Below are 25,943 nucleotides of genomic sequence, written 5' to 3'. Positions count from 1 at the left end.
GTATTGTTAGCGGGGTGGATCAATAATGCCACTGATTGACGTGTTTTTTCTGAACCAACCAGCAATCGAGTAGCGTTCATCAACCGCAGGTAGCACTTCATGAACAAAGCGTTCGCTTTCAAATAATACTAAGGTGCCAGCTGTTGGCCTAATAGTAATTTCAATGTCTTTACTTTTAGGTTTATAAATAACTAACTCGCCGCCTTGCTGTGGCGTGTTTAAGTATAAAACGGTGGTAAAAACACGGTTAGAACGACCTTTAAAAGCATCAACATGCTTTTTATAAAAATCACCTAAAGTATATTTTGCGTAGTGGCATTCATAATCAAATAACCCCATAAAAAAACACCGGTTAAGTGTTGTTCTAATGCCTTCCATTGCCGTTTGATAATTTTTTTGGGCTTGCGAACTGCCATCAAACCAGTATGTTTTGTCTTTGCGAATAGTGCTATCAATTTGCTGATTATTTAAGCGGCCAATTCCAGCTAAGCTAAAGTGCGGGTTTATCCGGTAACAATCGGCCATTAAATCAGACATTAAGCCTTCATCAATGGCGTTTTCAACAATAGCGTAACCATAAGCTTCAATATGATCTAAATATATTTCTGAGGTAATAAAGTTGCCCATTGATACTAATTATTAAAATAAAGAGCAGCTAGTCTAGTGCAAAGCAACTTAATAGCCATCATTTATATGTTTAAAGGCACTTATTTTATTTATTAATTTACCGTCATAGCCATTTTTTTTATCAGTGATAACAGGTGCTCTATATGCTCACCCACTTCAATTTTTTGACTCGTTTGTACTATAAGTTGCTCACGGCTTAGGTCTTTATTGGTTTTTAACTGAATAAGATTACTATTTTCAGCAATAGCATTGGTGTGCTCAATGCCTGCTATTGCAAAATGATCTGACTTTTCAAGACCTGCCATTACTTGCTCTATGCTGCCAACTTTAATGCTAGATGATTTGTTTAATCCATCAATGGCTTCATTAAGCATAAGTTGTACGGGCTTAGATTGTGAAAAACAACCAAACATAGGGTAGTGATCTAGCTCTTGTTTGCTAATGTCGGCTTTATGCGCAAGAGGGTGGTTTTTAGAAACAAATAAAATTAGCTGATCAGGTAAGTGAATATCACTACCAATGCTATTAATGGCTTGCGAATAAACACTAATATCTATTTCGCCCTGTTGCAGTTTACGCGAAAGTTCTTGTTTATCTTGAAGTTGCATTTCAATTTTAATATGCGGATATTGATTTAAAAATTGCCCACACGAAATAGGTACAACACTACTTGCTTTGTTGGTGTAGCCAATAATTAGCTTTTTTTCAATAGTGCCATTAATAGATTGAAAAATACGCTGCTTAGTTAATGCCAACTCACTAAGCGTATTTTTAGCATAATCAAGAAAAAGTTCACCAGCATCGGTAAGGTGTACCGAGCGAGTAGAGCGTTTAACTAACTCGTAGCCTATTTCTTCTTCAAGAGTTTGAATGCTACGTGTAAGCGCCGACGTGCTTATTTTAGTTTGTTCTGCGGCTTGTCTGAAGTGGCGTAACATGCCAAGTGCTATGAATTGTTCCAGTTGTTCAAATCTCACTTTATAGTCCCTTTTTATAAGTAAGTCGCATATACGCGAACATAGTAATATTACTTATTAATCTATTAAAATTAATAAGTAATATTTAAATGCGATTGTAAATTTATAATAAATTTCAATCAGCATATCCCTCTTTTAGTATTAATTAAAGAGTGAAATTGTTAAATAGTATTATCCTTTAGGTTAATAACTAATAGTTTGTTATGTGTTTTAAGCTTTTATTATGCAAGTAACATATAAAGTAGCTTTGCCTTAAGGGTTAATAAACCACTGTGCAAAAATTATTATTTGAAACTATAAGCTTTTATTCAACAAAGTTACGACTAACCCGGTTGCTCAATGGTTTATTTTCAATGCTTTGCAGTTCTATTTCAATTGCATCGCAAGAAATATGAATTTCAAATAACGAAGTTAATAACGATAAACTTAAGCAAGTAAGACTAACGCCAAATAAAATAATTCCAGTAGTATTGAGCTCTATAAATAACGCAAACATGGAAAGTGTGCATAGTAAAAAAGATACAACTCCATATACCTGCATGGTTCTTATAAGTTTTATACGCTTTCTTAAATTGGTTATTTGCGCAACAACAACCGGGCGAATTGATTCACCTTCACGAGCGTTTAATCCTCTAATTAATTGCGCTATTACTAAAAATCGGTTTGTATAGGCAAGTAGTAACAATGAAATAGCCGGAAAAAGTAATCCTGGAGTTGTAAGTGTCATATTTATTCCTGCAAGCTGGCTAGTTTATGAATTAACACATTAATGAAAGGCATTGTAAACACAAATAAATGAGGTGAAAATTGCAAAATACTAATAGTGATAACTTAACCGCTGACCCTTTCACATGGATAACAATATATCGCGCTGAAAATAGTTTAGAAGCGAATATAATTAAAGGCTTAATCTTAAATGATGGCATAGAGTGTCAAATTAAAGGTGAAATGCTGCAAGGAGCTTTAGGAGAAATACCGTTTGATCAGGCTCAAGCCAGTGTGCAGGTTTATGCGATAAAAGAGCGCCATGCGCGACAAATATTGGTAAACTACCAGCAAGTAAAACAATCAGCTCCAGATTGGGTGTGTCCTAATTGTAATGAGCATAATGGATCAACATTTGAATTTTGTTGGTCATGCGAGACGTTAAAAAATGACAAAAGCAAATAACTTTCAGCGTATTAGAGAGCTAAACTACTTACAAAAAGCAGTGTTAGCCAGTGCCTTAATTGAACGTATGCTACCTAACTATGGCCTATTTAGTGAAGCAACAGGGTTTGGTGACGAAACCGTTTTACGCAGTGCTTTAAATGTTTGCTGGGAGAAAATACTGCTACCAAAAAGTAAGATTGATCTTGAAAAGCAAATCGAGAAAATAGAACCCAATGTGCCTGAGCTAGCTGACTTTGATATGTTTGGTACGTATCCGGCAATTGATGCCGCGACCGCATTATTAAGTCTTATGCATGGTTTAATGGCGCAAGATGAGCAAGAGCTCATAAATATAAGTAAAATATCGCAAGCAACGGTTGCCCGCTTTATTGAGTATCAAATGACTGTTGAAGGTGAAGTTGCCGATAACAAAGCAATACGCGAACACCCACTAATGCAATACGAGATGGATGTATTAGGTGAGCTAATTGATTTTGTAGAAGCCATGGGCCGTGTGACCTCTGATAATGTTAAAGAACTTAAAAAACATGTGCTTGCTGATGGGCAAACCAATATTGGTTTAACATTATAAAACGTAAATAATTTAGTTTAAAAAGCACCTAAATAGGTGGCAGGAGAAAAACAGTGCGAATTTTGGGCATTGAATCGTCATGCGATGAAACCGGTATTGCTATATACGATGACGAAAAAGGTTTATTGGCGCATCAATTATATAGCCAAGTAAAAGTACACGCAGACTATGGCGGTGTAGTGCCAGAGCTGGCATCACGGGATCATGTACGTAAAACGCTGCCCCTTATCGACGCTGCATTTGCACAAGCGGGTTGCGGACCTGAAGATTTAGATGGCGTTGCGTATACAGCAGGCCCAGGTTTAGTTGGCGCACTTTTAGTCGGTACCTCAATTGGTCGCTCTCTTGCTTATGGTTGGGATATTCCTGCTGTAGCAGTGCATCATATGGAAGGGCATTTATTGGCGCCCATGCTTGAGGAAAATGTTCCTGAGTTTCCGTTTATTGCTTTGCTAGTATCGGGCGGACACACCATGATGGTTAAAGTAGCCGGTATTGGCCAGTATGAAGTGCTGGGTGAGTCGGTTGATGATGCAGCAGGCGAAGCATTTGATAAAACAGCAAAATTACTAGGACTTGATTACCCCGGTGGCCCACGTTTAGCTAAAATGGCAGAGCAGGGGGTGGCTAAGCGATTTATATTTCCACGTCCGATGACAGACAAGCCTGGTCTAGATTTTAGTTTTAGCGGTTTAAAAACAGCAGCGTCTATCACTATTCGTGAAAACAATGATGACGAGCAAACTAAAGCCGATATAGCACATGCATTTCAAACCGCGGTTATCGATACCTTGGTAATAAAATGCAAACGTGCACTTAAGCAAACCGGTATTAAACGACTAGTAATTGCTGGCGGCGTAAGTGCTAATACGCAGTTACGTTTGCAGTTGGAGCGTGTAATGCAAGGCATGAAAGGGCAAGTGTATTATCCGCGTACCGAATTTTGTACCGACAATGGCGCTATGATTGCGTACGCAGGGATGCAAAGGTTAAAAGCAGGGCAATTTGCTACCCTTGATATGAAAACTAAACCGCGCTGGCCAATTGACAGCCTAGAAGCTATTTAATAGCAGTTAAATATCGCTTTTTTCATCAGTGGGTGCTTTTTTAGCGCCCACTTTTGGCTCGTTACCACTAAATAATCGTGCGATATTAGAACGATGCCTAAAAATAATTAGTACCGTAATAAAGGTAACGGGTAGCGTATAAAGTGGCTTTATTAACCAAGTGTATAAAGGTGCAAGCGAAACCGCAACTAAGGCAGCAAGAGAAGAATAGCGTGTTATTGCTACCATAATAAACCAAGTACAAATTAATAAACCCGCCAAAGATAACCCTATAGGTAATAAAGAACCAAAAGCAGTTGCTACCGCTTTGCCCCCTTTAAAACCAAAAAATAATGGGAACATGTGCCCCAAACAGGCGGCCACAGCGACTAAACCAAGCGCAAGCGGCTCAAGATCTAAAAAGTAGGCCCCCCAAACGGGAATAGTGCCTTTTAAAACATCAAATATCAGTACTAAACAAGCGGGTAGTGCGCCCCCCAGCCGGTAAACATTAGTTGCCCCTGGATTATTAGAGCCATTACTACGCGGATCGGGGAGTTTAAATAACCGCGAGACGAGTATGGCCGACGAAATCGACCCAAGTAAATAGGCTAAAATAAACATTAAAGTGGCTAACACGTGCTTCCTTATTTTTTAATTGTACTTTTTCGGCTATTATTGACGTCAAAATTTATAAACTGCTTTAATTACTAACTAGTATAGCTACCTTGTTATTGTAGAAGTAATTTATATGTATTTAAACACTGATTAAAGTATATACAGTATTAATTTAATTGATACATTATGCAGTTAACTCAGTGGCTTGTTACTGTCATTAGGAGCATTAATGGACAAGGTATTTATATCGCAATTACACGTCGACACTATTATTGGAGTGTACGACTTTGAAAAAGAAAGTAAACAAAGCCTTTACTTTGACGTTGAAATGTTAAGTGATATTAAACCTGCAGCTGCAAACGATGATATTAACTTAGCACTCGATTATGCAAAAGTAAGTGAGCGGATCATTGAGCACAGTACGGCAAAACCGGTAGAGCTGCTCGAAACCTTAGTTGAGCAATTAGCGCATATAATTTTGACTGAGTTTAATACCCCACAAGTTACTATTCGAGTAAGTAAACCTGCAGCCGTTGCTCAGGCGCAAACTGTGGGTGTTGAAATTACGCGTACTAAGGCAAGCATTTAAATGGCGCAAATTTATATCAGTTTAGGGTCAAATATTAATAAGGCGCATTATATGCGCTGTGCGCTTATAGCGCTCAAGCCGCACTTTAACGACTTAGTGCATTCCTCAGTATTTGAAAGCGAAGCGGTTGGATTTGCTGGTAATAACTTTTATAACTCGGTGGTTGGTGCTACAACCGATATGCCATTAGCAGATGTATGTAGCTTACTAAAGCAAATTGAGCGCAATAATGGCCGTACTGCAAACGATAAAAAGTTTAGCCCGCGGACTCTCGATTTAGATTTACTATTTTATGATGATGTAATTTGCGACTCTCCCGCACAATTACCACGTGACGAAATTACAAAAAACGCCTTTGTATTACAGCCCCTAGCTGAAGTGGCCCCGCATTTTTATCACCCTGTTGCACAGCAAACCATTGCCGATCTTTGGCGCGAGTACAACAACCCTCAACAAAAACTATGGAAGGTGGAGTTTTCTAACCCATGAGTATTATTGAAATTATTGTTTTAGCTCTTATTCAGGGGTTTACTGAATTTTTGCCTATTTCTAGCTCTGCGCACTTAATTTTACCATCGCAAATATTAGGCTGGGAAGATCAAGGGTTAGCATTTGATGTTGCAGTACATGTAGGTACTTTAATTGCAGTAGTGATTTATTTTCGTAAAGAAGTAAGCAGCATACTTAGTGCGTGGTTTAAGTCGTTTGGTGCGCAAGGTAGCACAGATGACAGTAAATTAGGCTGGTGGATAATTTTAGGCACAATTCCGGCTGCTATTTTAGGTTTGCTTTTAAAAGACATGATTGAGCTTTATTTGCGTAGCGCATGGGTGATCGCGGTTACCACCATTATATTTGGTTTATTGCTTTGGTATGCGGATGCAAAAGGTAAGCAAATTAAAACGATTTATCAGCTAAATTGGAAAACCGCGCTTATTATAGGCCTAGCACAAGCCGTTGCGATGATCCCAGGTACGTCACGTTCTGGTATTACTATGACCGCGGGTTTAATGCTTGGCATGAATAAACAAAGCGCTGCACGCTTTTCGTTTTTACTGGCAATACCTATCATTTCTATGATGGGACTTTACTATACCGTTGAGCTTGCACTAGGGGATCATCTAGTTGACTGGAGCACCTTATTATTAGGTGTTGTGTTGTCATTTTTATCGGCTTATGTCTGTATTTATATGTTTTTAAAAGTAATAGAACGCATGGGAATGTTGCCATTTGTTATCTACCGATTATTGCTAGGGGTCGGGTTAATTGTATTTTTAACGCTGTAATTAATATTTTTTACTCGTTTAGTTTAAGCGTTTAAAAGCCTTCCTAGTGTGGAAGGCTTTTTTGTCAGTGATACTTTTAACGTTAGTGGCTTAATTATTAAGTTACTTAGGCGTTTTTGGCAACAGTGAAATGCGCATGCGCAATGGTAACGAAGCACGAATTTTGGCATTATAGCGCCATTAAACTTTGCTGTTGTGCAAAGTAAGCACACGATTAAAGGAAAGTAGATGCATATTCATATTTTAGGTATTTGTGGCACCTTTATGGGTGGAATAGCTGCGATTGCTAAATCGCTTGGCCATAAAGTAACTGGGTCTGATCAAAACGTTTATCCACCTATGAGCACGCAGCTTGAAGATCTCGGAATTGAGTTAACCCAAGGCTACGAGGTAACCCAATTAGAGCCAGCGCCAGACATGGTGGTTATTGGCAATGCTATGAGCCGAGGCAATCCATGTGTTGAATATGTACTTGATAAAGGTCTGCCTTATACATCTGGGCCTGAATGGCTAAAACATAACTTATTACAAAATTCATGGGTACTTGCTATTGCTGGTACACATGGTAAAACCACCACAGCGAGTATGCTTGCATGGATTTTAGAGTATGCGGGTTTAAAACCGGGCTTTTTAATTGGCGGCATAGTACAAAATTTTGGCGTGTCGGCCAAAGTAGGCGAAACCCCCTTTTTTGTTATTGAAGCAGACGAATACGACACTGCATTTTTTGATAAGCGCAGTAAGTTTGTGCATTATTTACCGCGAACACTTATTTTAAATAATCTTGAGTTTGATCATGCCGATATTTTTGAAGATTTAAACGCGATTAAAAAACAATTTCATCATTTAATACGTACAGTACCACAAAGTGGCAAAGTTATTTGGCCAAAGGATGATCAAGCACTTAGTGATGTAATAACTCAAGGACTATGGAGCGAAAGTGAAACCTTGGGTATTGATTGGAATTATGAACTAATAAAAGCCGATGGCAGTGAGTTTAAAGTGTTTTTAAATAATGAAAAACAAGGCACCGTTAATTGGCAGGCAATGGGTGAGCACAACGTTAAAAATGCTATTATGGCAATCGCAGCTGCGCGTCATGTGGGCATTGCCGTTGAGCATAGTATAGCGGCACTTGGCGAGTTTATTAGCCCTAAACGACGCATGGAGCTCAAAGCCGATATTAATAATATAAAAGTGTATGACGATTTTGCACATCATCCAACGGCTATTCAAACCACATTAGCAGGGCTGCGCGCTAAAGTAGGCAGTGATAAAATAATTGCTATTTTAGAGCCGCGATCAAACACCATGAAAATGGGCGTGCATCAACATACATTGCTTGCCTCGTTGAGTGATGCTGATGAGGTACTGCTTTTTGAGCCAGAAAACCTAAGCTGGTCGCTGAGCGAACAAGCGGCTACAGCCGGTATGCAGTGTTTTACCAGTACCCAGGTAATTATTGATACCGTACTTGATAATATAGCAGCTAATCAACATATTTTAATAATGAGCAATGGTAGTTTTAATGGCCTGCATCAGCAACTAGTCGATGCACTGGCTAATAAATACAGCGGAGAATAATTTGCAATTTAAAGACACAATTACCTTAGCATTTAGTGGCGCGTCGGGTGCGCCTTATGGCTTGAGATTATTAGAGGTATTAATAGAGCAGCAATTTCAGGTGTATGTGCTTATTTCAAGTGCAGCGCGAGTGGTATTTGATATTGAATCTGGTATTAAGCTCTCAGGTAATGAAACCAAAGCCAGTGAGCAATTAAGTGCGCTATATAACGCCAAGCCAGAACAGCTAAAAGTATATGGTAAAGACAACTGGTTTAGCCCGGTAGCCTCAGGATCAGCTGCCCCTAAAAAAATGATAGTGTGCCCTTGTAGCGCGGGCACGGTTTCGGCTATTGCTGTAGGTGCATCTGACAACTTACTAGAGCGCGCCGCTGATGTGGTAATTAAAGAGCGTGGCCATCTTATTTTAGTGCCACGCGAAACACCATTTAATCAAATTCATCTGGAAAACATGCTTAAGCTTTCACGCTTAGGGGTCACCATTATGCCCGCGTCGCCGGGTTTTTATCATCAGCCACAAAGTATTGCCGATTTAGTTGATTTTATGGTGGCGCGAATTTTAGATCATTTAAACATTGAACATAACCTAACAAAGCGTTGGGGTTATGGTGAGGGCAAGTCATGAGTAAGCAACAAATTGCTTTAAATATAGCAGGCCTTACTAAGGTTTATACTAATGGGGTTGAAGCTGTAAAGGGTATTGATTTACAAGTGCGTGAGGGCGATTTTTTTGCCTTACTTGGCCCTAATGGAGCGGGTAAGTCGACCACAATTGGTGTTATTTCATCACTGGTAAATAAAACTAAAGGTAAGGTAGAGGTGTTTGGTTGCGACATAGACACCGACCTAGAGGCTGCTAAAGCGCATTTAGGCTTAGTGCCGCAAGAGTTTAATTTTAGCCAATTTGAAACCCTAACCCAAATATTAGTAACTCAAGCGGGTTATTATGGTGTACCACGCGGCGAAGCACATAAACGCGCCGAAAAATATTTAACCCAATTGGGGTTACTAGATAAAAAAGATAAACAAGCGCGTACGCTTTCAGGTGGCATGAAACGCCGTTTAATGATTGCTCGCGCACTTATGCATGAGCCTAAATTACTGATTTTAGATGAGCCAACGGCTGGTGTTGATATAGAGCTGCGTCGTTCAATGTGGGATTTTTTACGCCAAATTAATGAGCAGGGCGTCACCATTATTTTAACCACTCATTACTTAGAAGAAGCAGAGTTATTGTGTAAAAACATAGCCATAATAGACAATGGCTTGATTGTTGAAAACACCACAATTAAAGCACTGTTATCTAAGCTTGATAAAGAAACCTTTATTTTAGATTTAAAAACACCGGCTAAGCCAGTTACGCTTGAGGGTTATAAATTTACTATGGACGACGAGCATACTATTGAAGTTGAAGTGGCTAAATCGCAAGGCTTAAACGCTGTATTTAGTGCGCTAACTGAGCAAGGTAATACCGTATTGAGTATGCGTAACAAAGCAAATAGATTAGAAGAGTTATTTGTTGGATTATTAGAACAAGGTCGAGGCAAGTAAATGTTTAAATATGGCGTAGCCTTAAAAAGTATTTGGATTAAAGAGTGTATTCGTTTTTTACGTATTTGGGTGCAAACCTTAGTACCTCCAGCAATTACCATGAGTTTATATTTTGTTATTTTTGGTAACTTAATAGGCTCACGTATTGGTGATATGGGCGGCTTTAGTTATATGGAGTTTATAGTACCTGGGCTGATAATGATGTCGGTTATTACTAACTCTTATTCTAATGTAGCCTCAAGTTTTTACTCGACTAAATTTCAAAAAAGTATTGAAGAGCTACTTGTAGCCCCAGTGCCAAACTATATTATTGTGCTTGGCTATATGGGCGGTGGTATGACGCGCGGAATAATGGTGGGCTTTATTGTTACCTGCGTATCGTTATTATTTGTTGATATTCAAATTCATAATATTTTTATCATTATGGCTACCGTTATTTTAACCTCTGCAGTATTTGCACTCGGTGGTTTAATAAATGCTATATATGCAAATAGCTTTGACGATATTAGTATTATTCCTACCTTTATTTTAACGCCGCTAACTTATTTAGGAGGGGTGTTTTATTCAATTACATTACTGCCAGAGTTTTGGCAAAACGTATCACAAGTAAATCCTATTATTTATATGGTTAACGCGTTTAGGTATGGGTTTTTAGGCGTGTCGGATGTTGATTTAAGCTTGGCACTTGGTGTTATTTTAGTATTTATTATCGCGTTATTTACCTTAGCGCTGACATTAATTAAAAAAGGTGTGGGGCTAAGACACTAATGACTGATGCAAATTCGCGTAGTATTGTATCTAATCAAGCGGGTATTCACGAAAAGCTGGATGACATAGTTAGCAAGCATTTAAACGCAGAGTTTAAAAAGCCAATAGCAGCGCATACACAAACAGCGTTTGATGAGGTGAATGCTAAAGTACAGGCGTTTAATGGCCCACTTATTTTAGATTCGTGTTGTGGTGTAGGAGAAAGTACCGCTAATTTAGCTAAGCGCCATCCCGATGCGCTGGTAATTGGTATTGATAAATCGTCGCACCGGTTAGATAAGCACGATGTAGAGTATAAACAAACCGACAGTGGGCAATATATTTTGGTGCAAGCAGATTTAAACGACTTTTGGCGTTTAGCCGTGGCTGCAAACTGGCAACCTAGTCACCATTATTTGCTTTACCCCAATCCGTGGCCTAAATCTAAACATATTCGTAGGCGTTGGCACGGCGCGGCTATTTTTCCGTTTATTGTAAAGTTAGGCGGTAAATTAGAGGTTCGCAGTAACTGGGATATTTACGTTAAAGAGTTTGCCAGAGCACTTGAACTAACCGGTAATGCTTGTCAGGTTTCTGCTTATGGGGCAGATGAAGCAATCACCCCATTTGAGCGGAAATACTGGGCCAGTGGCCAACAAAGCCACCGCTTAGTTATTAATTTAACTCAGGGGTGATTAACTTTACTACTCAAATAATGGATTAACATGTGGCGCTGGGTGGGCAATGAAATTACCCTGCATTAGCGTCACATTTACTTTTTTGAGTGCCGTAGCAATAGCTTTGTTTTCTACCATAGAGGCAATTAGTTGAATATTTTGCTGCTTTGCAAAATTGGCTGTGTAATCAACAAAAAGTGCCGTGTTCTCGTCATTAACTATTTGCTTTATTAGCATGCCATCTAACTTTATTGCGTCAATTTCCAATTTTAAAATATTGAGTGTATTTGCAAAGTCATTGCCAAAACTGTTAATCATCACCTTGATCCCCTTACTTTTAACCATAGTTATAAATGCCCTTACGCTTGAATAATTGGCGATAACTTGTGGTTCAAATAAAACTAAAGTGATATTTGCAGGGTACGGATAGCGCTGTAACTCGTAAGCAATGTATTCATTTATGCTAGGGTCTAATATATCTTCAATAGTAATATTTAAACTCCAGCTAATTTGTGTTTTACGAAAGCGGCTAAGACACTGTGAAAATAATGTACGGGTTAATAAGCCATCCATACGCAAGCGTATTACGGTATTTGAAAATGCATCGGGTTTTAAAATTTCGCCCTGTGAAGTCACTATTCGTGGTGTGCACTCGTAGTGTAGTGTTTGTTTAGACTCTATATCAATAACAGCCTGAAAATAGGGCACAACGCGTTTTTGCTCAAACGCTTCACGTACTTCTTTTGCTATTTCTAAATTATATAAATACAGCGACTTTGAGTCATTTATAGCCTCAGAGTAATTAACAACACTAAGGTTACCTTGTTTTGCCTGTAAAGCCGCAATATGGGCATTTTTTAGCAGTAACGACTTGTTTCCTCGGGCAATACCTGCACATAACGTAATGTAAATAAAGGGGTTGGTTAAAAATGGCGTATTAAAATTATATGATTGGATTAAATTACTTAGCTCTTCGTATGGGGTTTCTTTGGGGGTTAGTAACACCAGTTTATTGGTTGCTACACGATAAATACGATAATTTACATTGCTGTGCTTTTTAAAGTGTATTAGTAATTTTTTCATTACTTTGTCACCCACTTTAGTACCGTAAAAGCGGTTTATATTTTCAATTTCGTTCACCCAAATTATGGCCATTTGCATATGGTGAACAGGGGTATTTAAAAAATATTTTTCAAGCGCAATATGATTAGCAAAACCACTACCAGAGTCTCTCATGGCAGCGCGTTTAGTCGCGTAGTTATACATAATCAGCAACAATATAATAATAACTAAAAAAAAGCCGCCTAAAACAGCCGATGTTGAGGCGCTTTGCGCTAACTTATTATTAATAGTTTTAAGGCTTATATCGGCAGCAGTTAAATATGTAATGCCATTTTTATCAATATGCGGGATAAAAATAGTTTTAAAGTCGCCCCATTGATCACTCGATATTTCAAAAACAGGCTCAGTAGATAAAAAGGCACCAATATTAGCTTTAGTTGCCTCTGGGTATAAATCTAAAAACTGGGTTACCTTGCCACTATTTTGATCCTCTTGGGTGTAGCTAGAGGCGCTAAAATGAACCTTGCCATTAATTAACACCATAGAATACACGTAAGCAATATCGAGTGCTTGTGCAAGCTCAGAAAGCTGCTTACTTTTACTTTCGTAAGTTGCAAAGCTAATAGTTTGGGTTTTATTTATTTTACTGTGATAGTCATCGCCCAAAATATATTTAACGCTGGTGGCTGCATTAATAAGACGATTATCGAGAGTGTTAATTACATCACTGCGAATGGTGCTATAAGTATAATAAACACAGATAATTAAACTGATTAAAAACAGCATAAAAGCGCTTATTAATCCATTTATTCTTAGTTTTCCTTGTAGCATATAATTCCCTTTTTATTGTTAAATTAATTATACGCAAAAAAAACAAATGCCCAATGACTTAATTGATTTTGAATTAAAAAGATAAAAAACAGCCAAAATTAGTATTATTTGTCATGTCATTTAGCGTTTTTATGGCTTTAAGCGAGACATTTTCTTAATATTGCAGTAAAGTTAGCGCAATTATTAAAAACCCTGTTACTAAAATAGCACCTTAATTTAGTGTGTTTAATAGAGTAACAGGCGTTTTAGCCACACACTAGGTATTAAGATGGATCAAAAGCGTTTTGCCGTCGCCTCTAAAGAAAGCCTTAAGCGTATATTTACTGTACCTGAAGCGCCAGACTCAACTTTAAGCAAAATAGAGCTTGAAATATCGAGTAATTTAGCAGGTTTTTTAAACGAAAACATTGCGGCAATTGAAAAACCATTACACGAAATTGAAAAAGACTTTCAGTCGGCGATGATCCCAGAGGATCCAACGTTTGTATCTGCTTATGCGCAAGATATAATGGAGCAGCTGGTTGCACACTCTGTGCATACCGCAGCGCCTAGCTTTATTGGCCATATGACTTCAGCTTTACCTCATTTTTTACTACCACTGTCAAAGCTAATGGTAGGGCTAAATCAAAACCTAGTAAAAATAGAAACCTCTAAAGCTTTTACCCCACTTGAGCGCCAAGTGCTTGGAATGATGCACCATTTAGCGTACGGGCAGCAAGACGAGTTTTATGCTAAATGGATGCACAGTGCAAAAACATCATTAGGTGCATTTTGCTCAGGCGGTACTGTAGCCAATATTACGGCGTTATGGATTGCGCGAAATCGCTTATTAAAACCTGATGGCGATTTTAGGGGAATAGGCGCACAAGGCTTAATTGCCGGTATGCTGCATTACGGCTATAAAGGCTTAGCTATTTTAATTTCTGAGCGAGGCCATTATTCGTTAGGTAAAGCGGCTGATTTATTAGGAATTGGTCGTGAAAACTTAGTGGGTATTAAAACATGCGAAAACAATAAAGTTGATGTTAATGCCATGCGCGAAAAAGCCTTAGAGCTTGAAGCGCAAGGTATTAAAGTAATGGCCATTATTGGAGTAGCGGGTACCACAGAAACTGGTAATATCGATCCCCTTGAAGCGATGGCAGATTTAGCACAAGACATTAATTGCCACTTTCATGTTGACGCTGCATGGGGCGGGGCAACTTTGTTATCTAATACCCATCGCCATTTACTCAAAGGTGTTGAGCGCGCAGACTCAATTACCATTGATGCACACAAACAAATGTATGTTCCTATGGGAGCTGGGTTGGTGTTGTTTAAAGATCCAACCGCTACCGATGCAATTGAACATCATGCAGAGTATATTTTACGTAAAGGCTCAAAAGATTTAGGTAGCCATACACTTGAGGGCAGCCGCCCAGGTATGGCAATGTTAGTACATGCTTGCTTACGTGTAATTGGCCGTAAAGGCTACGAAATGCTAATCGATCGTAGTATTAAAAAAGCCCATTACTTTGCTAATTTAATTAAAGCAGATGAAGATTTTGAGCTGATCTCAGAGCCAGAGCTGTGCTTATTAACGTATCGTTATGTGCCTAAGCAAATAAAGCAGGCAATTGCAGATGCTGATCCACAAACACGGATTGATATTTTTGCCTCACTTAACCGCTTTACTGCAAGTATGCAAAAACGGCAACGTGAATCAGGGCGATCATTTGTATCACGTACGCGTTTAACGCCTACTCAATACGATAATCAGCCCACCGTGGTATTTAGGGTAGTACTTGCTAATCCACTTACATCAGGCGTTATTTTAAAAGAAATTTTAGCAGAACAAAAAGAGTTGGCTAAAACAGATCCGGTATTTAAAAAGTATTTAAGCAAGTATATGTAATTAAAATATTAGCTTAAATAAAAAAGACGCTATTTAGCGTCTTTTTTATTTTTATAATCGCAATTAAGAAAAGCTAAAACAACTCGCTTTAATTATATTAGTGATAATTTGCTGTGAAGGCTTAATTTTTTCCATTGCTAAAAATTCATCAGGTTGGTGCGCTTGGTTTATAGAGCCGGGGCCCATTACTATGGTTTCACAACCAAGCTGTTGAATAAATGGCGCTTCAGTACAGTAGTTTACTGCCACCGCTTTTTGCCCCGCTATTTTTTCGGCTAGTTTAACCAAAGCGCTATCGGTGTTACCAGTAAATGCAGGAATTGGTTCGTGTAAATCAATTACGCTTACGGCATTAGGGTATTGCTGGTTTATTTCGTGAGTTGCATCAAGTACTAACATTTGCAGCTCTTGCACGCTTAAGCCCGGTAATGGGCGCATATCTATATGCATTTCGCAGCAACCACAAATTCTGTTCGCGTTGTCGCCGCCATGAATATTACCAAAATTTAAGGTTGGATAGGGTATTTCAAAGTGTTCTATTGAATATTTATGCTTTAACTGTTCTTTTAAGATCAGTAGTTTTGTAATCACTTTGTGCATTACTTCGATGGCGTTAACACCACGTTCGGGATCTGAGCTATGGCCTGAGCGTCCGACTACTCTAATTGCGGTACTCATATGCCCTTTATGTGTAAATACTGGAGTCATATCAGTGGGTTCGCCAATTATACAGCGATCTGGTTTTAAATTTGGATGTTTACAAATTTGTTGAGCACCGGCCATTGTTGTTTCTTCATCGGCGGTGGCTAAGATCAAAATAGGCTGAGTTTGCTGCTTTTCATCAAGTTCACTAATAGCTTGCAGTACAAAAGCAAAAAAGCCTTTCATATCAATACTGCCTAAGCCATATAGTTTATTGTTGTGCTCGGTTAATTTAAATGGATTATGATTCCAGCGGCTATCGTCAAATGGCACTGTATCGGTATGGCCAGCGAGCATTAATCCACCATCGCCTTTACCGCGTTTAGCTAATAAATTATAGCGACCTTTGCCGCCTTCTAATTCGATTATTTCACAGCTAAAGCCTAAGCTTTCACACCATTGTGCCAGTAATTCAATAACATTTTTATTACTCATACACAGGCTATCTTCAATGGCACTAATAGAAGGCGCTGCAATTAATTGTTGGTACATAGAAATAAATGAAGGCAAAGACATAAAAAATCCAAAATAAGTAATCAATTTAATTGCATAACAATATAAAAGTATTTATGATGAATATCAATTCACTTTTTAAGCATAAATATTTTAAAAGTAGCGCCATGAAAATAATACGACGATAATCAACATTCATTAATTAATTAAAGTCTTAATTAGCCCCAGAGCTAGTTTAAGCGAACAACATGGATAAGTAGTAACTAATTTTAAATAACGAGTAAACAATGAATGTAGTGATTATTGGCGCAAGCGGTTATAGCGGCGCAGAACTAGCAAGTTTAGTTGCTAAGCACCCTAAACTAATTTTAACTGGCTGTTATGTATCGCAAGGTAGCTTAGATAAAAATAAATTGCTGAGTGATTTATACCCCGAACACTTAGGGCTACTCGATCAGCCTTTACTGCCTCTTAGTGAATCTGCTTTTAGCGATATTGAAAACAGCGCCGATTACGTGTGTTTATGTACCGATCATAAAGTAAGCGTAGATTTAGCGCCGCGTTTTTTAGCCATGGGTAAAAAGGTATTTGATTTATCTGGCGGGTATCGCCTTGCGAGCAATGACGACTACGTTACTTATTATGGCTTTGAGCACCAACATCCAGAGTTATTAAATCAAGCTGCTTATGGTTTAGCTGAGTGGAATAGCGATGCTATTGCCGCGGCGCAATTAGTAGCCGTAGCGGGTTGTTATCCTACGGCTGCGCTTAATGCACTTAAGCCTTTGCAGCAGGCCGATTTATTAACTGAGCAAACAATTATAATTAATGCGGTATCGGGTGTAACCGGCGCAGGGCGTAAAGCTAGTATTGGTACCCATTTTTGCGAAGTGTCGCTTGCCCCTTATGGTTTATTTAATCATCGTCATGGCCCTGAAATAGAGCAACACCTTGGTCACAATGTTTTATTTACCCCCCATTTAGGTAATTTCCCGCGTGGTATTTTAGAAACTATTTATGTGCAATTAAAGCCTAATGTCACCATTGAGCAAGTAACACAAGCGTACCAAGTACTTGCCGATGAGCCGTTAATTCGTTTACTGGGCGATAAAATCCCCTCAATTAAAGGCGTAGCTAAACAGCCATATGTAGATATTGGCTGGCAGCAACAAGGCACACAGTTAATTGTTATAGCTGCCATTGATAATTTATTAAAAGGCGCTGCAGGACAAGCTTTGCAGTGTATTAATTTATCAATGGGATTGGCGCATACCACAGGCTTAAAAGGATCGTTTTAAATGAGTAAAAAAACCTGGGTAATTAAACTTGGCGGCGCTGTACTTAATACAGAAAACGCGGCTAAAGCATTATTTTCAGTACTTAATGAGCAGCACAACGCGCAGTTTGTCATTGTGCATGGCGGAGGCGCGCTTGTAGACACTTGGCTTAAAGACGCTGGTTTTGCCAGTGCAAAGCATCAAGGTTTACGTATTAGCCCTAAAGAGCAAATGCCGTACATAGTGGGTGCGCTTGCAGGTTGTGCTAATAAACAATTAATGAGTGCGGCAATTAATGCTGGCCATAAACCAGTTGGTTTAAGTTTGTATGAAGCTGGTGTTACTGCCACGCAAAAACTAAAAGCATTATGTTTAGTGGGTAAATGTACCAGTAACGATGATTCGATTATTAACGATTTACTAAAAATTGGCCGTATGCCAATTGTCAGCTCAATTGGTTTTGACTTGCAAGGGCTTTGGTACAACGTTAATGCTGACGAAGCCGCCGCTGCAATTGCCAACAACTTAAACGCAGAACTAATATTTATGACCGATGTTGAAGCAGTGCTTGATGCAAATAAGCAGCCTTTACATCAACTAGATACAAAACACATTGATACTTTAATAAATGAAGGAGTAATTGTGGGCGGGATGGAGGTCAAAGTTAAGACCAGTCTTCACGCTGCCCAACACTTACGACGCGGTGTGTATATTTCCAGCTGGCAAAAGCCAGAAAACTTAACAGCTTTGCTGCAAGGCAAGCATGTCGGAACTAAAATTACACCATAGGTTTATTATGTTTGAGAATTTTTTAACGGGTTTAGAATTAGACCAACAAGGCGCACTTAACTTATTAAAGCTAGCGCAAGATATTAAAGCAAACCCTAAAAAATACAGCCAAGTATTGGCTGGTAAGTCAGTGGTTACTTTATTTGAAAAACAAAGCTTACGTACACGTTTATCGTTTGATATTGGTATAAATCGCTTAGGCGGCCATGCCGTGTATTTAGATCAACAAAATGGCGCGATGGGTGCACGTGAGTCAGTAAAAGATTTTGCTCTTAATATTTCTACCTGGGCAGATGGTATTGTAGCGCGCGTAAATCAGCACAGTACATTAACCACATTAGCGCAGTATTCATCGGTGCCAGTAGTTAATAGCTTGTGTGATTTATATCATCCTTGCCAAGCACTTGCTGATTTTTTAACACTACAAGAAGTGCATGGCGATGTGAGTCAATTAAAGTTAGCTTATTTAGGTGAGGGCAACAACGTAACGCATTCATTAATGTTGCTTGCTGCAACATTAGGTACAGACTTTGTTGCCGTTACGCCTAAAGGATGTTCTCCAGATTCACAAGTTCTGAAAAAAGCGGAACAAATAGCAGCAATGAATGGTGCATCAGTAATGGTGAGCGACAGAGTAGAAGCTGCTGTTGGTGCAAACGCAGTATACGCCGACACTTGGGTATCAATGGGCGACACCACACCACTTGAGTTAGTAAAAGAAAAATACATGCCTTATCAATTAAATAAAGCATTATTAGAGCAAACCGGTGCAACAACAGTGTTACATTGCCAACCGGCACACCGTGAGTTCGAAATTACCTCTGAGGTAATGGACGGTCCAGCGTCAAAAATTATACAACAAGCCGAGAATCGTATGCATGCGCAAAACGCTCTGCTAGTTACATTATTAAATCCAAATTTTGTTAAGGAACACCTATGAGTTCATTTAAAAAAGTCGTTTTAGCCTATTCAGGTGGACTTGATACGTCGGCCATTGTGCCATGGTTAAAAGAGAATTACGGCTGTGAAGTTATTGCCTTTGTGGCCGATGTTGGCCAAGGTGCAGAGGAACTTGAAGGCGTAGAAGCTAAAGCTATCGCATCGGGTGCTTCTGAGTGTTATGTAGTTGACTTAAAAGACGAAATGGTAAGTGATTACATTTACCCTACGCTTAAAACAGGCTCAATTTACGAAGGTACTTATTTATTAGGTACGTCTATGGCGCGCCCAATTATTGCTAAAGCACAGGTAGAAATTGCGCGTAAAGTGGGTGCAGATGCACTTTCTCATGGTTGTACAGGTAAAGGTAACGACCAAGTACGTTTTGAATCGTGTTTTGCAGCGCTTGCGCCTGATTTACAAGTAATTGCGCCATGGCGTGAATGGGATTTATCAAGCCGTGAGTCATTACTAGATTACTTAGCTGAGCGCGATATTCCATGCTCTGCATCGGCTACAAAAATTTATAGCCGTGATGCAAACGCATGGCATATTTCGCACGAAGGCGGCGAACTTGAAGATCCATGGTGCCAACCAAGTGAAAAAGTGTGGACCTGGACAAACTCTCCAGAGCAAGCGCCAGATAAAGCTGAACTAGTAACACTAAATGTAGTTGAAGGTGAAGTTGTTGCAGTAAATGGTGAGCAGCTTAAACCTTATGATTGTTTAGTTAAATTAAACGATATTGCATCGCCTCATGGTGTTGGTCGTGTTGATATTGTAGAAAACCGATTAGTGGGTATGAAATCGCGCGGTTGTTACGAAACCCCAGGTGGCACCGTAATGATGGCGGCACTGCAAGCCATTGACGAACTGGTGCTTGATAAAGCAAGCCGTAAGTGGAAAGAAGTACTAGGCGGCGAATTTGCACATTTAGTGTATGACGGTCGTTGGTTTACACCACTTAAAGACTCTATTTTAGCTGGTGCTGAAGCACTTTCTAAAGATGCAACAGGTGAAGTTGTGCTTAAGCTATATAAAGGCCAAGTTACAGCAGTGCAAAAGCAGTCGCCACACAGTTTATACAGCGAAGCGTTTGCTACCTTTGGTGAAGATGATGTGTACGACCAATCACACGCAGAGGGCTTTATTCGTTTATTCTCGCTTTCAAGCAGAATAAAAGCATTAGCTAAAAAGTAATTTTTACGCCCCTTGTTAAAAGGGGCAATATCGGGTTTGGAGAGATTTCATGGCATTATGGGGCGGGCGTTTTTCTACGGGTCCAGACGAGGCGTTTAAGCAATTTAACGACTCTCTTCCTTTCGATTATCAATTAGCAGAGCAAGATATAATAGGCTCTGTTGCATGGGCTGGTGCACTTGAGCAAGTTAATGTGTTATCAAGTGACGAGCACCAAGAATTAGTTGCAGCATTGTACCAACTGCTTGAAGAAGTAAAAGCAGATCCACAAGCGGTAGCAACTTCAGGCGCAGAAGATATTCATTCTCATGTTGAAGCTGCGTTAATCGAAAAAGTAGGTGATTTAGCTAAAAAATTACATACAGGGCGCAGCCGTAATGACCAAGTAGCCACCGATTTTAGATTGTGGTGTCGCGATACTGCTGATCATATTTTAAAAGCCATTGCCCAGTTAAAGGGTGAGTTTGTTGCATTAGCAGAGCGTGAGCTTGGGACTATTTTACCAGGTTATACGCATTTACAACGTGCACAACCGGTATTGTTTAGTCACTGGTGTATGGCTTACGTAGAAATGCTAGAGCGTGATGAAAGCCGCCTGCAAGATGCTAAAGCGCGGATGAACTTTTGCCCACTGGGCAGTGGTGCATTAGCGGGTACGGCTTATCCAATTGATCGTCAAGCATTAGCACAGGGTTTAGGCTTTACAGGAGCGACTAAAAATAGCCTTGATGGCGTATCTGATCGTGATTTTGTAGTAGAGCTATTAAGTTGTGCGTCTATTTCGATGATTCACTTATCGCGTATGTCAGAAGATCTTATTTTTTATAACTCAGGCGAAGCCGGATTTATAGAGCTTGCGGATAATGTGACATCGGGCTCATCGTTGATGCCACAAAAAAAGAACCCTGATGCACTGGAACTAATTCGTGGTAAAACTGGACGCGTTTTTGGTGCATTTAGCGCCATGATGATGACCCTAAAGGCACTGCCACTTGCTTATAATAAAGATATGCAAGAAGACAAAGAAGGCATATTTGACGCTATGCCAACGTGGCTTGCCTGTATTCATATGGCACAAGCGTGTATTAAAGGTATTAAAGTAAAAGGCGAACGTACACTTGCAGCGGCAAAAGGTGGCCATGCAAATGCAACTGAGCTTGCAGATTACTTGGTAGCTAAGGGCGTACCTTTTAGAGAAGGGCATCATATTGTGGGTGTACTGGTACAATTGGCCATTAGTGAAGGTAAAACGCTTGAAGACTTATCGCTTGAGCAATATAAATCGGTAAGTGACGTATTTGCAGATGATGTTTATCCGGTACTAGAAATTGACGCCTGCATTAAAGCGCGTCAAGCACTTGGCGGGACATCAATTGAGCAAGTAACCAGCGCTATTAAAGCTGCGAAAAAAAAACAGCAAATAACGGTTCGTGATGCTAATTTAGACGATGTCGAATCGATTGCTAAGTTAGTTCAACATTGGGCTACGGTAGGCGAAAACCTACCACGGGCTAAAAGTGATATGGTGCACTCAATTAACGAATTTGCTGTAACCGAAATTAACGGCAAAGTATCGGGGTGTGCCTCACTATACATTTACGACACAGGTTTGGCGGAAATACGTTCTTTGGGTATAGACCCACAAAGCGCAGTGTCAGGACAAGGGCGGCAGTTAGTTGAACATTTATTAGCGAAAGCCAAAAAATTGGCGTTAAATAGAGTAATAGTGCTAACCCGAGTCCCAGATTTTTTTGAAAAACAGCGTTTTAGCTTTTGTACCAAAGAAAGCTTGCCAGAAAAAGTAATGAAAGATTGTGAGCTTTGTTTACGTAAAGAAAACTGCGATGAAGTCGCAATGGAATATATTTTAAAGCTAAGTAATAAAGCGGAGATCCCGTGTAAATTCGTGGCTTAAACTCCCTAGATGTAAAAAACGTACGGGTTACCCTCGTGCGTTTTTTTATGGGTGAAAAACACTAATTTAAGTTATAAATATAAAGTTTTATGATTATTTTAAGGTATTAATTAAAAGTTGGCACAGTGGTTGCTTTTGTTATAAGTGTAAAATGCAGTAACAGCTTAGATAAAAACGTTGCTACTAAATATAAGGTCAATTTAATTACCCTCTTTAAAAGGTGTAATACAAGATTTCGCCAACAATACAAAAACACTTACAAGGAATAATCACATGCAAGTTTCAGCTAACAGCCAACTACAAATGCAAGCATACAATAAAACGCAACAATTAAAGCCAGCAATGGAACAAACTGCTAGCCCTAAAACCCTGCAATCTGATACAGTAAGCTTCTCTCAAGAGGGGTTAGCAGCCGCTGGTGGCGTAGACCTGCATCGTGGTGGTGTTGTTATTCTTCCACCGGTGAAGCCTAAGTGATTTTGTAAAGGTGAAAAATGTTTTTGACTGAGTTTTTTGGTTTTTTTTCGTTGTCAGCCCTGGTTATGTGGGGGTTTTTGATGGCATTTTTTTTTAATATATTTATTTATTTTCTAGATATAAAAAGAAATACGACCCTATTACTCAGTTCATTTATCATGATGGTCTCTTATTCAACATCAGACTATTTTTTTACCTGGTTATCAATAGGAACTTCTGTTTACCTAGACTGGGCATTATATGATTATGCTACAGTCGCTATATTAGTTGGTTCTTATTTTGCTTTGAGAAAAACAACTTCCTCATTTTTATATATTATAATAGGGTTAATAATTAACTCTATATTTAGCTTGCTAATGCATTTAGATATATATGTTTATAACAATAAGGACTCGTGGCTTTTTTGGAATATTTACTCGTTTACTGTAAATATAATAGATCTACTAATGATAGTTGCTCTAATTGTTGATCGAGACTTCCTTGGCTTACACAAGATAAAAAACAAAATTTTGTCTTTATTCAAAAAACCTAAAATAAACTATACCCCTTAACTATATGTACGTAGACTTTATTCTAGCCGATTATATAAGTGCATTTATTCAATGGGGCTTTTTAATGGCTTTTTTGTATTGCTTAGCTTCGAGTATAAATAACACAAATAAATCACTTTTATATATTGCAAGCATTATGCTTTTCTCGTATTCGATGAGTGAAGTACTTTATATGTTAAGTAATGTATACCTCAATTTTACCCTTTATGATTTACTAACAATTACAGTATTATTAGTTGTTTACTTTAAAACCTCTTCAATAAAAAATTGCCCCGCTATTAATTATATTGTAATCGGTTTAATGTTCAATTCTTTGTTAATGTTAGTGATGTACTATGACTTATATATACTTGAAAACATTGACGAGTGGTGGCTTTGGAGTGTTTATTCAATTGGCGTTAACGTTATCGATTTACTTATGATTGCAGTGCTTTTTATAAATAAAGACTTTTTGGGTTTGATTGAGCTCAAACGCTTTATTTTTAATCGTAGTGTATTACAGCAGAATCAAATTGACCATTAGTGAAACAATAGGCCAATCAATAGGCGCTTTTATTTTATGGGGCTTTTTAATGGCGTTTTTGTACACGTTAGTATCAAAAATTAATAAAAAAGACAAAGGTACTATCCAGCTCGCTTTTATTATGATGACTTCATATTTTTTAAGTGCATTCCTCGATTATGAAACAGTGACACTTATAGATTGGGCAACATACGATGTGCTGACAATTGGTGTAATTATTGTGTGGGGTGTATTGATTAAAAAGCCTAAACCAATTGCATTTATGTATTTAATCGTAGGACTAAGTATCAATGCTTGTTTGTTTTTTGCTATGTATTACGATATTTATGTTTTAGAACAAACCGAAGTTTGGTGGTTGTGGACTTTGTACGCAATAGGGATAAACGCTGTTGACTTATTGATGGTGCTAGTATTAATTATAAATAAAGATTTTTTAGGCCTAGTATGGGTATGTAACCAAGTTAAAGCGCGCTATATGCATAGAGCTAGCGCACTTAAGTAATGCGCTCGTTAGCTTATTTGCTGTAGCTGCAACCTAGCTTTTTATTAAGTGCAGCCATTACAATAGGGTCTACAAATTCGCTTACATCACCATTATGGCGTGCCACTTCTTTTACTAAGGTTGACGAAATAAACGAATTTCGCTCTGACGGGGTTAAAAATACACTTTCTAAATCTGGGTTTAGGCGTCGATTCATATTCGCTAGCTGAAATTCATAATCAAAATCAGAAACCGCTCTTATGCCTCTAATTAATACATTAGCATTGTGATCGCGTGCCAAATCAGCAAGTAAACCTGAAAATCCTATCACTTTTACATTATCTATATGAGTTAAAAGAGTATTAGCTAGAGCTACACGCTCATCAAGGCTAAAGCAAGGCTGTTTACTGGGGTTATGAGCAATAGCAACGATAACAGTATCAAACATCTTTGAGGCACGTTGAATTAGATCTGTGTGTCCGTTAGTTAGCGGATCAAAAGTACCTGGATAAATTGCAGTGATTTTCATAAAGTATCGCTATGTATTATTTTTAGCATTAGTGTAACAGTGTTTTTTATACAAATCAGCCTAGTAAGTGGCTTTAATTGTCACGACTAAGCTATTACACAGAGTGTTTAATTATGCTGTTTTTGTTTATACTAGACAACTTATTGTACGAATTGTAACTTGTTGAATAAAATAGAGTGTTAGTATATGAATACCAAGGATAAAATAATACACACCAGTATTTCATTGTTTAATGAGCATGGTGAGCGAGCGATATCAACTAATCATATAGCCTCGCATTTAAACATGAGCCCGGGTAATCTTTACTACCATTTTAAAAATAAAGAAGACATTATTCGCCATATTTTTGCGCTGTATAGTGAGCACTTGAGCACTCACTTTAAACCTATAAACAAAAATGATGATGCATTTAGTCAGTTAACGGTATATCTAGATTCGCTATTTGAACTGATGTGGCGCTACCACTTTTTTTACGACAATTTAGGCGATATTTTGGCGCGAGATACGCAGCTTAAGCAGGCTTATATTGATTTTCAACTAGAGCTGTTAGAGCAGGTGCGTAAAATAATACTTGGTTTACGTGATAGTGAAATGATTGCGATTAATGAGCAAGATGCGCTCGAACTTGCACATACGCTTAAATTAACAGTTAGTTTTTGGACCCCTTATATTAAAGCCCGCAGGCTCAGTGGCGCACTTGCCGAGCAAGATATTTATCATGGTATTTTAAAAGTATTAACTTTATTTAGAGCCTACAGCACAGATAAAAGTAGCGATAAAATGAACCAGTTACGCGAAAAATACACGCAACTTGCTCACTCAGCCCCAAGTATTCCGGCTGCTCTTAGTTCCTAGGCGTTAATTTTTTTGCTAT

Annotated in this window: 28 protein-coding genes; 21 read left to right on the top strand and 7 right to left on the bottom strand. The window is 38.6% G+C overall.

Annotated elements, in window-relative coordinates:
• Positions 1 to 6: 6 nt before the first annotated feature.
• The 3 genes from AAEZ22_RS04045 to AAEZ22_RS04035 all read right to left on the bottom strand — a co-directional run bounded on the left by AAEZ22_RS04045 (position 7) and on the right by AAEZ22_RS04035 (position 2,331).
• A complete protein-coding gene (locus AAEZ22_RS04045) occupies positions 7 to 627 on the bottom strand; it encodes a 2OG-Fe(II) oxygenase (RefSeq protein ID WP_041454529.1) in 621 nt (206 codons plus the stop codon).
• A gap of 92 nt (positions 628 to 719) precedes the next feature.
• Positions 720 to 1,604: a LysR family transcriptional regulator gene (locus AAEZ22_RS04040; RefSeq protein ID WP_041454528.1), complete on the bottom strand. Its 885-nt coding sequence runs from the start codon at positions 1,602 to 1,604 to the stop codon at positions 720 to 722.
• A gap of 304 nt (positions 1,605 to 1,908) precedes the next feature.
• Positions 1,909 to 2,331 carry a DUF2721 domain-containing protein gene (locus tag AAEZ22_RS04035; protein WP_011328964.1) on the bottom strand — a complete coding sequence of 141 codons (423 nt, stop codon included), beginning with the start codon at positions 2,329 to 2,331 and terminating at the stop codon, positions 1,909 to 1,911.
• Between the two features lie 80 nt (positions 2,332 to 2,411).
• Here AAEZ22_RS04035 and AAEZ22_RS04030 point away from each other — a divergent pair, with 80 nt between their 5' ends.
• The 3 genes from AAEZ22_RS04030 to tsaD are packed head-to-tail and all read left to right on the top strand — an operon-like array spanning position 2,412 to position 4,415.
• A complete protein-coding gene (locus AAEZ22_RS04030) occupies positions 2,412 to 2,774 on the top strand; it encodes a putative signal transducing protein (protein WP_011328963.1) in 363 nt (120 codons plus the stop codon).
• Positions 2,758 to 3,348, top strand: a complete 591-nt coding sequence (locus tag AAEZ22_RS04025; protein WP_011328962.1) for a YjaG family protein — start codon at positions 2,758 to 2,760, stop codon at positions 3,346 to 3,348. The genes AAEZ22_RS04030 and AAEZ22_RS04025 overlap by 17 nt, the downstream gene beginning before the upstream one ends.
• A gap of 53 nt (positions 3,349 to 3,401) precedes the next feature.
• Positions 3,402 to 4,415, top strand: a complete 1,014-nt coding sequence (gene tsaD / locus AAEZ22_RS04020) for a tRNA (adenosine(37)-N6)-threonylcarbamoyltransferase complex transferase subunit TsaD (protein WP_011328961.1) — start codon at positions 3,402 to 3,404, stop codon at positions 4,413 to 4,415.
• A gap of 6 nt (positions 4,416 to 4,421) precedes the next feature.
• Here the strand turns inward: tsaD and plsY are convergent, their stop codons facing one another.
• Positions 4,422 to 5,033: a glycerol-3-phosphate 1-O-acyltransferase PlsY gene (gene plsY / locus AAEZ22_RS04015; protein WP_011328960.1), complete on the bottom strand. Its 612-nt coding sequence runs from the start codon at positions 5,031 to 5,033 to the stop codon at positions 4,422 to 4,424.
• Positions 5,034 to 5,241: 208 nt separating this feature from the next.
• On the opposite strand from plsY, the gene folB reads away from it, so the two are divergent.
• From folB to trmB, 8 genes are all read left to right on the top strand, one after another.
• A complete protein-coding gene (folB, locus tag AAEZ22_RS04010; RefSeq protein WP_011328959.1) occupies positions 5,242 to 5,601 on the top strand; it encodes a dihydroneopterin aldolase in 360 nt (119 codons plus the stop codon).
• Entirely contained in the window at positions 5,602 to 6,090 is a 489-nt protein-coding gene (folK, locus tag AAEZ22_RS04005) for a 2-amino-4-hydroxy-6-hydroxymethyldihydropteridine diphosphokinase (RefSeq protein WP_041454526.1), read from the top strand.
• Positions 6,087 to 6,887, top strand: coding sequence for an undecaprenyl-diphosphate phosphatase (locus AAEZ22_RS04000; RefSeq protein ID WP_011328957.1), 801 nt, complete (start codon positions 6,087 to 6,089; stop codon positions 6,885 to 6,887). The genes folK and AAEZ22_RS04000 overlap by 4 nt, the downstream gene beginning before the upstream one ends.
• Positions 6,888 to 7,115: 228 nt before the next feature.
• On the top strand, positions 7,116 to 8,471 hold the full coding sequence (mpl, locus tag AAEZ22_RS03995; protein ID WP_011328956.1) for a UDP-N-acetylmuramate:L-alanyl-gamma-D-glutamyl-meso-diaminopimelate ligase: 1,356 nt from the start codon (positions 7,116 to 7,118) through the stop codon (positions 8,469 to 8,471).
• A 1-nt stretch (position 8,472) separates the two neighbouring features.
• The gene (locus AAEZ22_RS03990) at positions 8,473 to 9,096 is read left to right on the top strand and encodes a flavin prenyltransferase UbiX (protein WP_041454762.1); all 624 of its coding nucleotides are present in this window, start codon (positions 8,473 to 8,475) and stop codon (positions 9,094 to 9,096) included.
• Complete coding sequence (locus AAEZ22_RS03985) at positions 9,093 to 10,022, top strand: ABC transporter ATP-binding protein (RefSeq protein WP_011328954.1); 930 nt, start codon at positions 9,093 to 9,095, stop codon at positions 10,020 to 10,022. Before AAEZ22_RS03990 ends, AAEZ22_RS03985 begins: the two co-directional genes overlap by 4 nt.
• Positions 10,023 to 10,790 carry an ABC transporter permease gene (locus AAEZ22_RS03980; protein ID WP_011328953.1) on the top strand — a complete coding sequence of 256 codons (768 nt, stop codon included), beginning with the start codon at positions 10,023 to 10,025 and terminating at the stop codon, positions 10,788 to 10,790. It abuts the gene before it with no gap.
• Positions 10,790 to 11,464 carry a tRNA (guanine(46)-N(7))-methyltransferase TrmB gene (trmB, locus tag AAEZ22_RS03975; RefSeq protein WP_011328952.1) on the top strand — a complete coding sequence of 225 codons (675 nt, stop codon included), beginning with the start codon at positions 10,790 to 10,792 and terminating at the stop codon, positions 11,462 to 11,464. The genes AAEZ22_RS03980 and trmB overlap by 1 nt, the downstream gene beginning before the upstream one ends.
• Positions 11,465 to 11,473: 9 nt before the next feature.
• On the opposite strand, the gene AAEZ22_RS03970 is transcribed toward trmB, so the two are convergent.
• Positions 11,474 to 13,339 carry a GGDEF domain-containing protein gene (locus tag AAEZ22_RS03970; protein ID WP_011328951.1) on the bottom strand — a complete coding sequence of 622 codons (1,866 nt, stop codon included), beginning with the start codon at positions 13,337 to 13,339 and terminating at the stop codon, positions 11,474 to 11,476.
• A 268-nt stretch (positions 13,340 to 13,607) separates the two neighbouring features.
• Between AAEZ22_RS03970 and panP the strand changes: the two genes are divergently transcribed.
• Complete coding sequence (gene panP, locus AAEZ22_RS03965) at positions 13,608 to 15,233, top strand: pyridoxal-dependent aspartate 1-decarboxylase PanP (RefSeq protein WP_089368661.1); 1,626 nt, start codon at positions 13,608 to 13,610, stop codon at positions 15,231 to 15,233.
• Positions 15,234 to 15,296: 63 nt separating this feature from the next.
• Here the strand turns inward: panP and argE are convergent, their stop codons facing one another.
• The gene (gene argE, locus AAEZ22_RS03960) at positions 15,297 to 16,451 is read right to left on the bottom strand and encodes an acetylornithine deacetylase (RefSeq protein WP_011328949.1); all 1,155 of its coding nucleotides are present in this window, start codon (positions 16,449 to 16,451) and stop codon (positions 15,297 to 15,299) included.
• A gap of 224 nt (positions 16,452 to 16,675) precedes the next feature.
• Between argE and argC the strand changes: the two genes are divergently transcribed.
• From argC to AAEZ22_RS03920, 8 genes are all read left to right on the top strand, one after another.
• Positions 16,676 to 17,686 (top strand): N-acetyl-gamma-glutamyl-phosphate reductase, encoded by a 1,011-nt coding sequence (argC, locus tag AAEZ22_RS03955; RefSeq protein WP_011328948.1) that lies wholly within the window; start codon positions 16,676 to 16,678, stop codon positions 17,684 to 17,686.
• The gene (gene argB, locus AAEZ22_RS03950) at positions 17,687 to 18,454 is read left to right on the top strand and encodes an acetylglutamate kinase (protein WP_011328947.1); all 768 of its coding nucleotides are present in this window, start codon (positions 17,687 to 17,689) and stop codon (positions 18,452 to 18,454) included. It abuts the gene before it with no gap.
• Between the two features lie 7 nt (positions 18,455 to 18,461).
• Positions 18,462 to 19,394, top strand: a complete 933-nt coding sequence (locus AAEZ22_RS03945) for an ornithine carbamoyltransferase (RefSeq protein WP_011328946.1) — start codon at positions 18,462 to 18,464, stop codon at positions 19,392 to 19,394.
• On the top strand, positions 19,391 to 20,593 hold the full coding sequence (locus AAEZ22_RS03940) for an argininosuccinate synthase (protein WP_011328945.1): 1,203 nt from the start codon (positions 19,391 to 19,393) through the stop codon (positions 20,591 to 20,593). Before AAEZ22_RS03945 ends, AAEZ22_RS03940 begins: the two co-directional genes overlap by 4 nt.
• A 49-nt stretch (positions 20,594 to 20,642) precedes the next feature.
• Positions 20,643 to 22,508: an argininosuccinate lyase gene (gene argH, locus AAEZ22_RS03935; RefSeq protein WP_011328944.1), complete on the top strand. Its 1,866-nt coding sequence runs from the start codon at positions 20,643 to 20,645 to the stop codon at positions 22,506 to 22,508.
• A 273-nt stretch (positions 22,509 to 22,781) separates the two neighbouring features.
• Positions 22,782 to 22,985: a hypothetical protein gene (locus AAEZ22_RS03930; protein ID WP_352296233.1), complete on the top strand. Its 204-nt coding sequence runs from the start codon at positions 22,782 to 22,784 to the stop codon at positions 22,983 to 22,985.
• A gap of 852 nt (positions 22,986 to 23,837) precedes the next feature.
• Complete coding sequence (locus AAEZ22_RS03925; protein WP_352296230.1) at positions 23,838 to 24,059, top strand: hypothetical protein; 222 nt, start codon at positions 23,838 to 23,840, stop codon at positions 24,057 to 24,059.
• A gap of 49 nt (positions 24,060 to 24,108) precedes the next feature.
• Complete coding sequence (locus AAEZ22_RS03920; protein ID WP_352296227.1) at positions 24,109 to 24,561, top strand: hypothetical protein; 453 nt, start codon at positions 24,109 to 24,111, stop codon at positions 24,559 to 24,561.
• Positions 24,562 to 24,574: 13 nt separating this feature from the next.
• On the opposite strand, the gene coaD is transcribed toward AAEZ22_RS03920, so the two are convergent.
• The gene (gene coaD, locus AAEZ22_RS03915; RefSeq protein ID WP_011328939.1) at positions 24,575 to 25,069 is read right to left on the bottom strand and encodes a pantetheine-phosphate adenylyltransferase; all 495 of its coding nucleotides are present in this window, start codon (positions 25,067 to 25,069) and stop codon (positions 24,575 to 24,577) included.
• 186 nt (positions 25,070 to 25,255) lie between these two features.
• Here coaD and AAEZ22_RS03910 point away from each other — a divergent pair, with 186 nt between their 5' ends.
• Positions 25,256 to 25,924, top strand: a complete 669-nt coding sequence (locus tag AAEZ22_RS03910; protein WP_058373949.1) for a TetR/AcrR family transcriptional regulator — start codon at positions 25,256 to 25,258, stop codon at positions 25,922 to 25,924.
• Positions 25,925 to 25,943: the final 19 nt, after the last annotated feature.

Origin of the sequence: Pseudoalteromonas sp. 20-MNA-CIBAN-0454 (genome assembly GCF_040308685.1) — a bacterium.
Classification (GTDB): Bacteria; Pseudomonadota; Gammaproteobacteria; order Enterobacterales; family Alteromonadaceae; genus Pseudoalteromonas; species Pseudoalteromonas nigrifaciens.
This window is presented reverse-complemented; position numbering and strand designations above follow the sequence as displayed.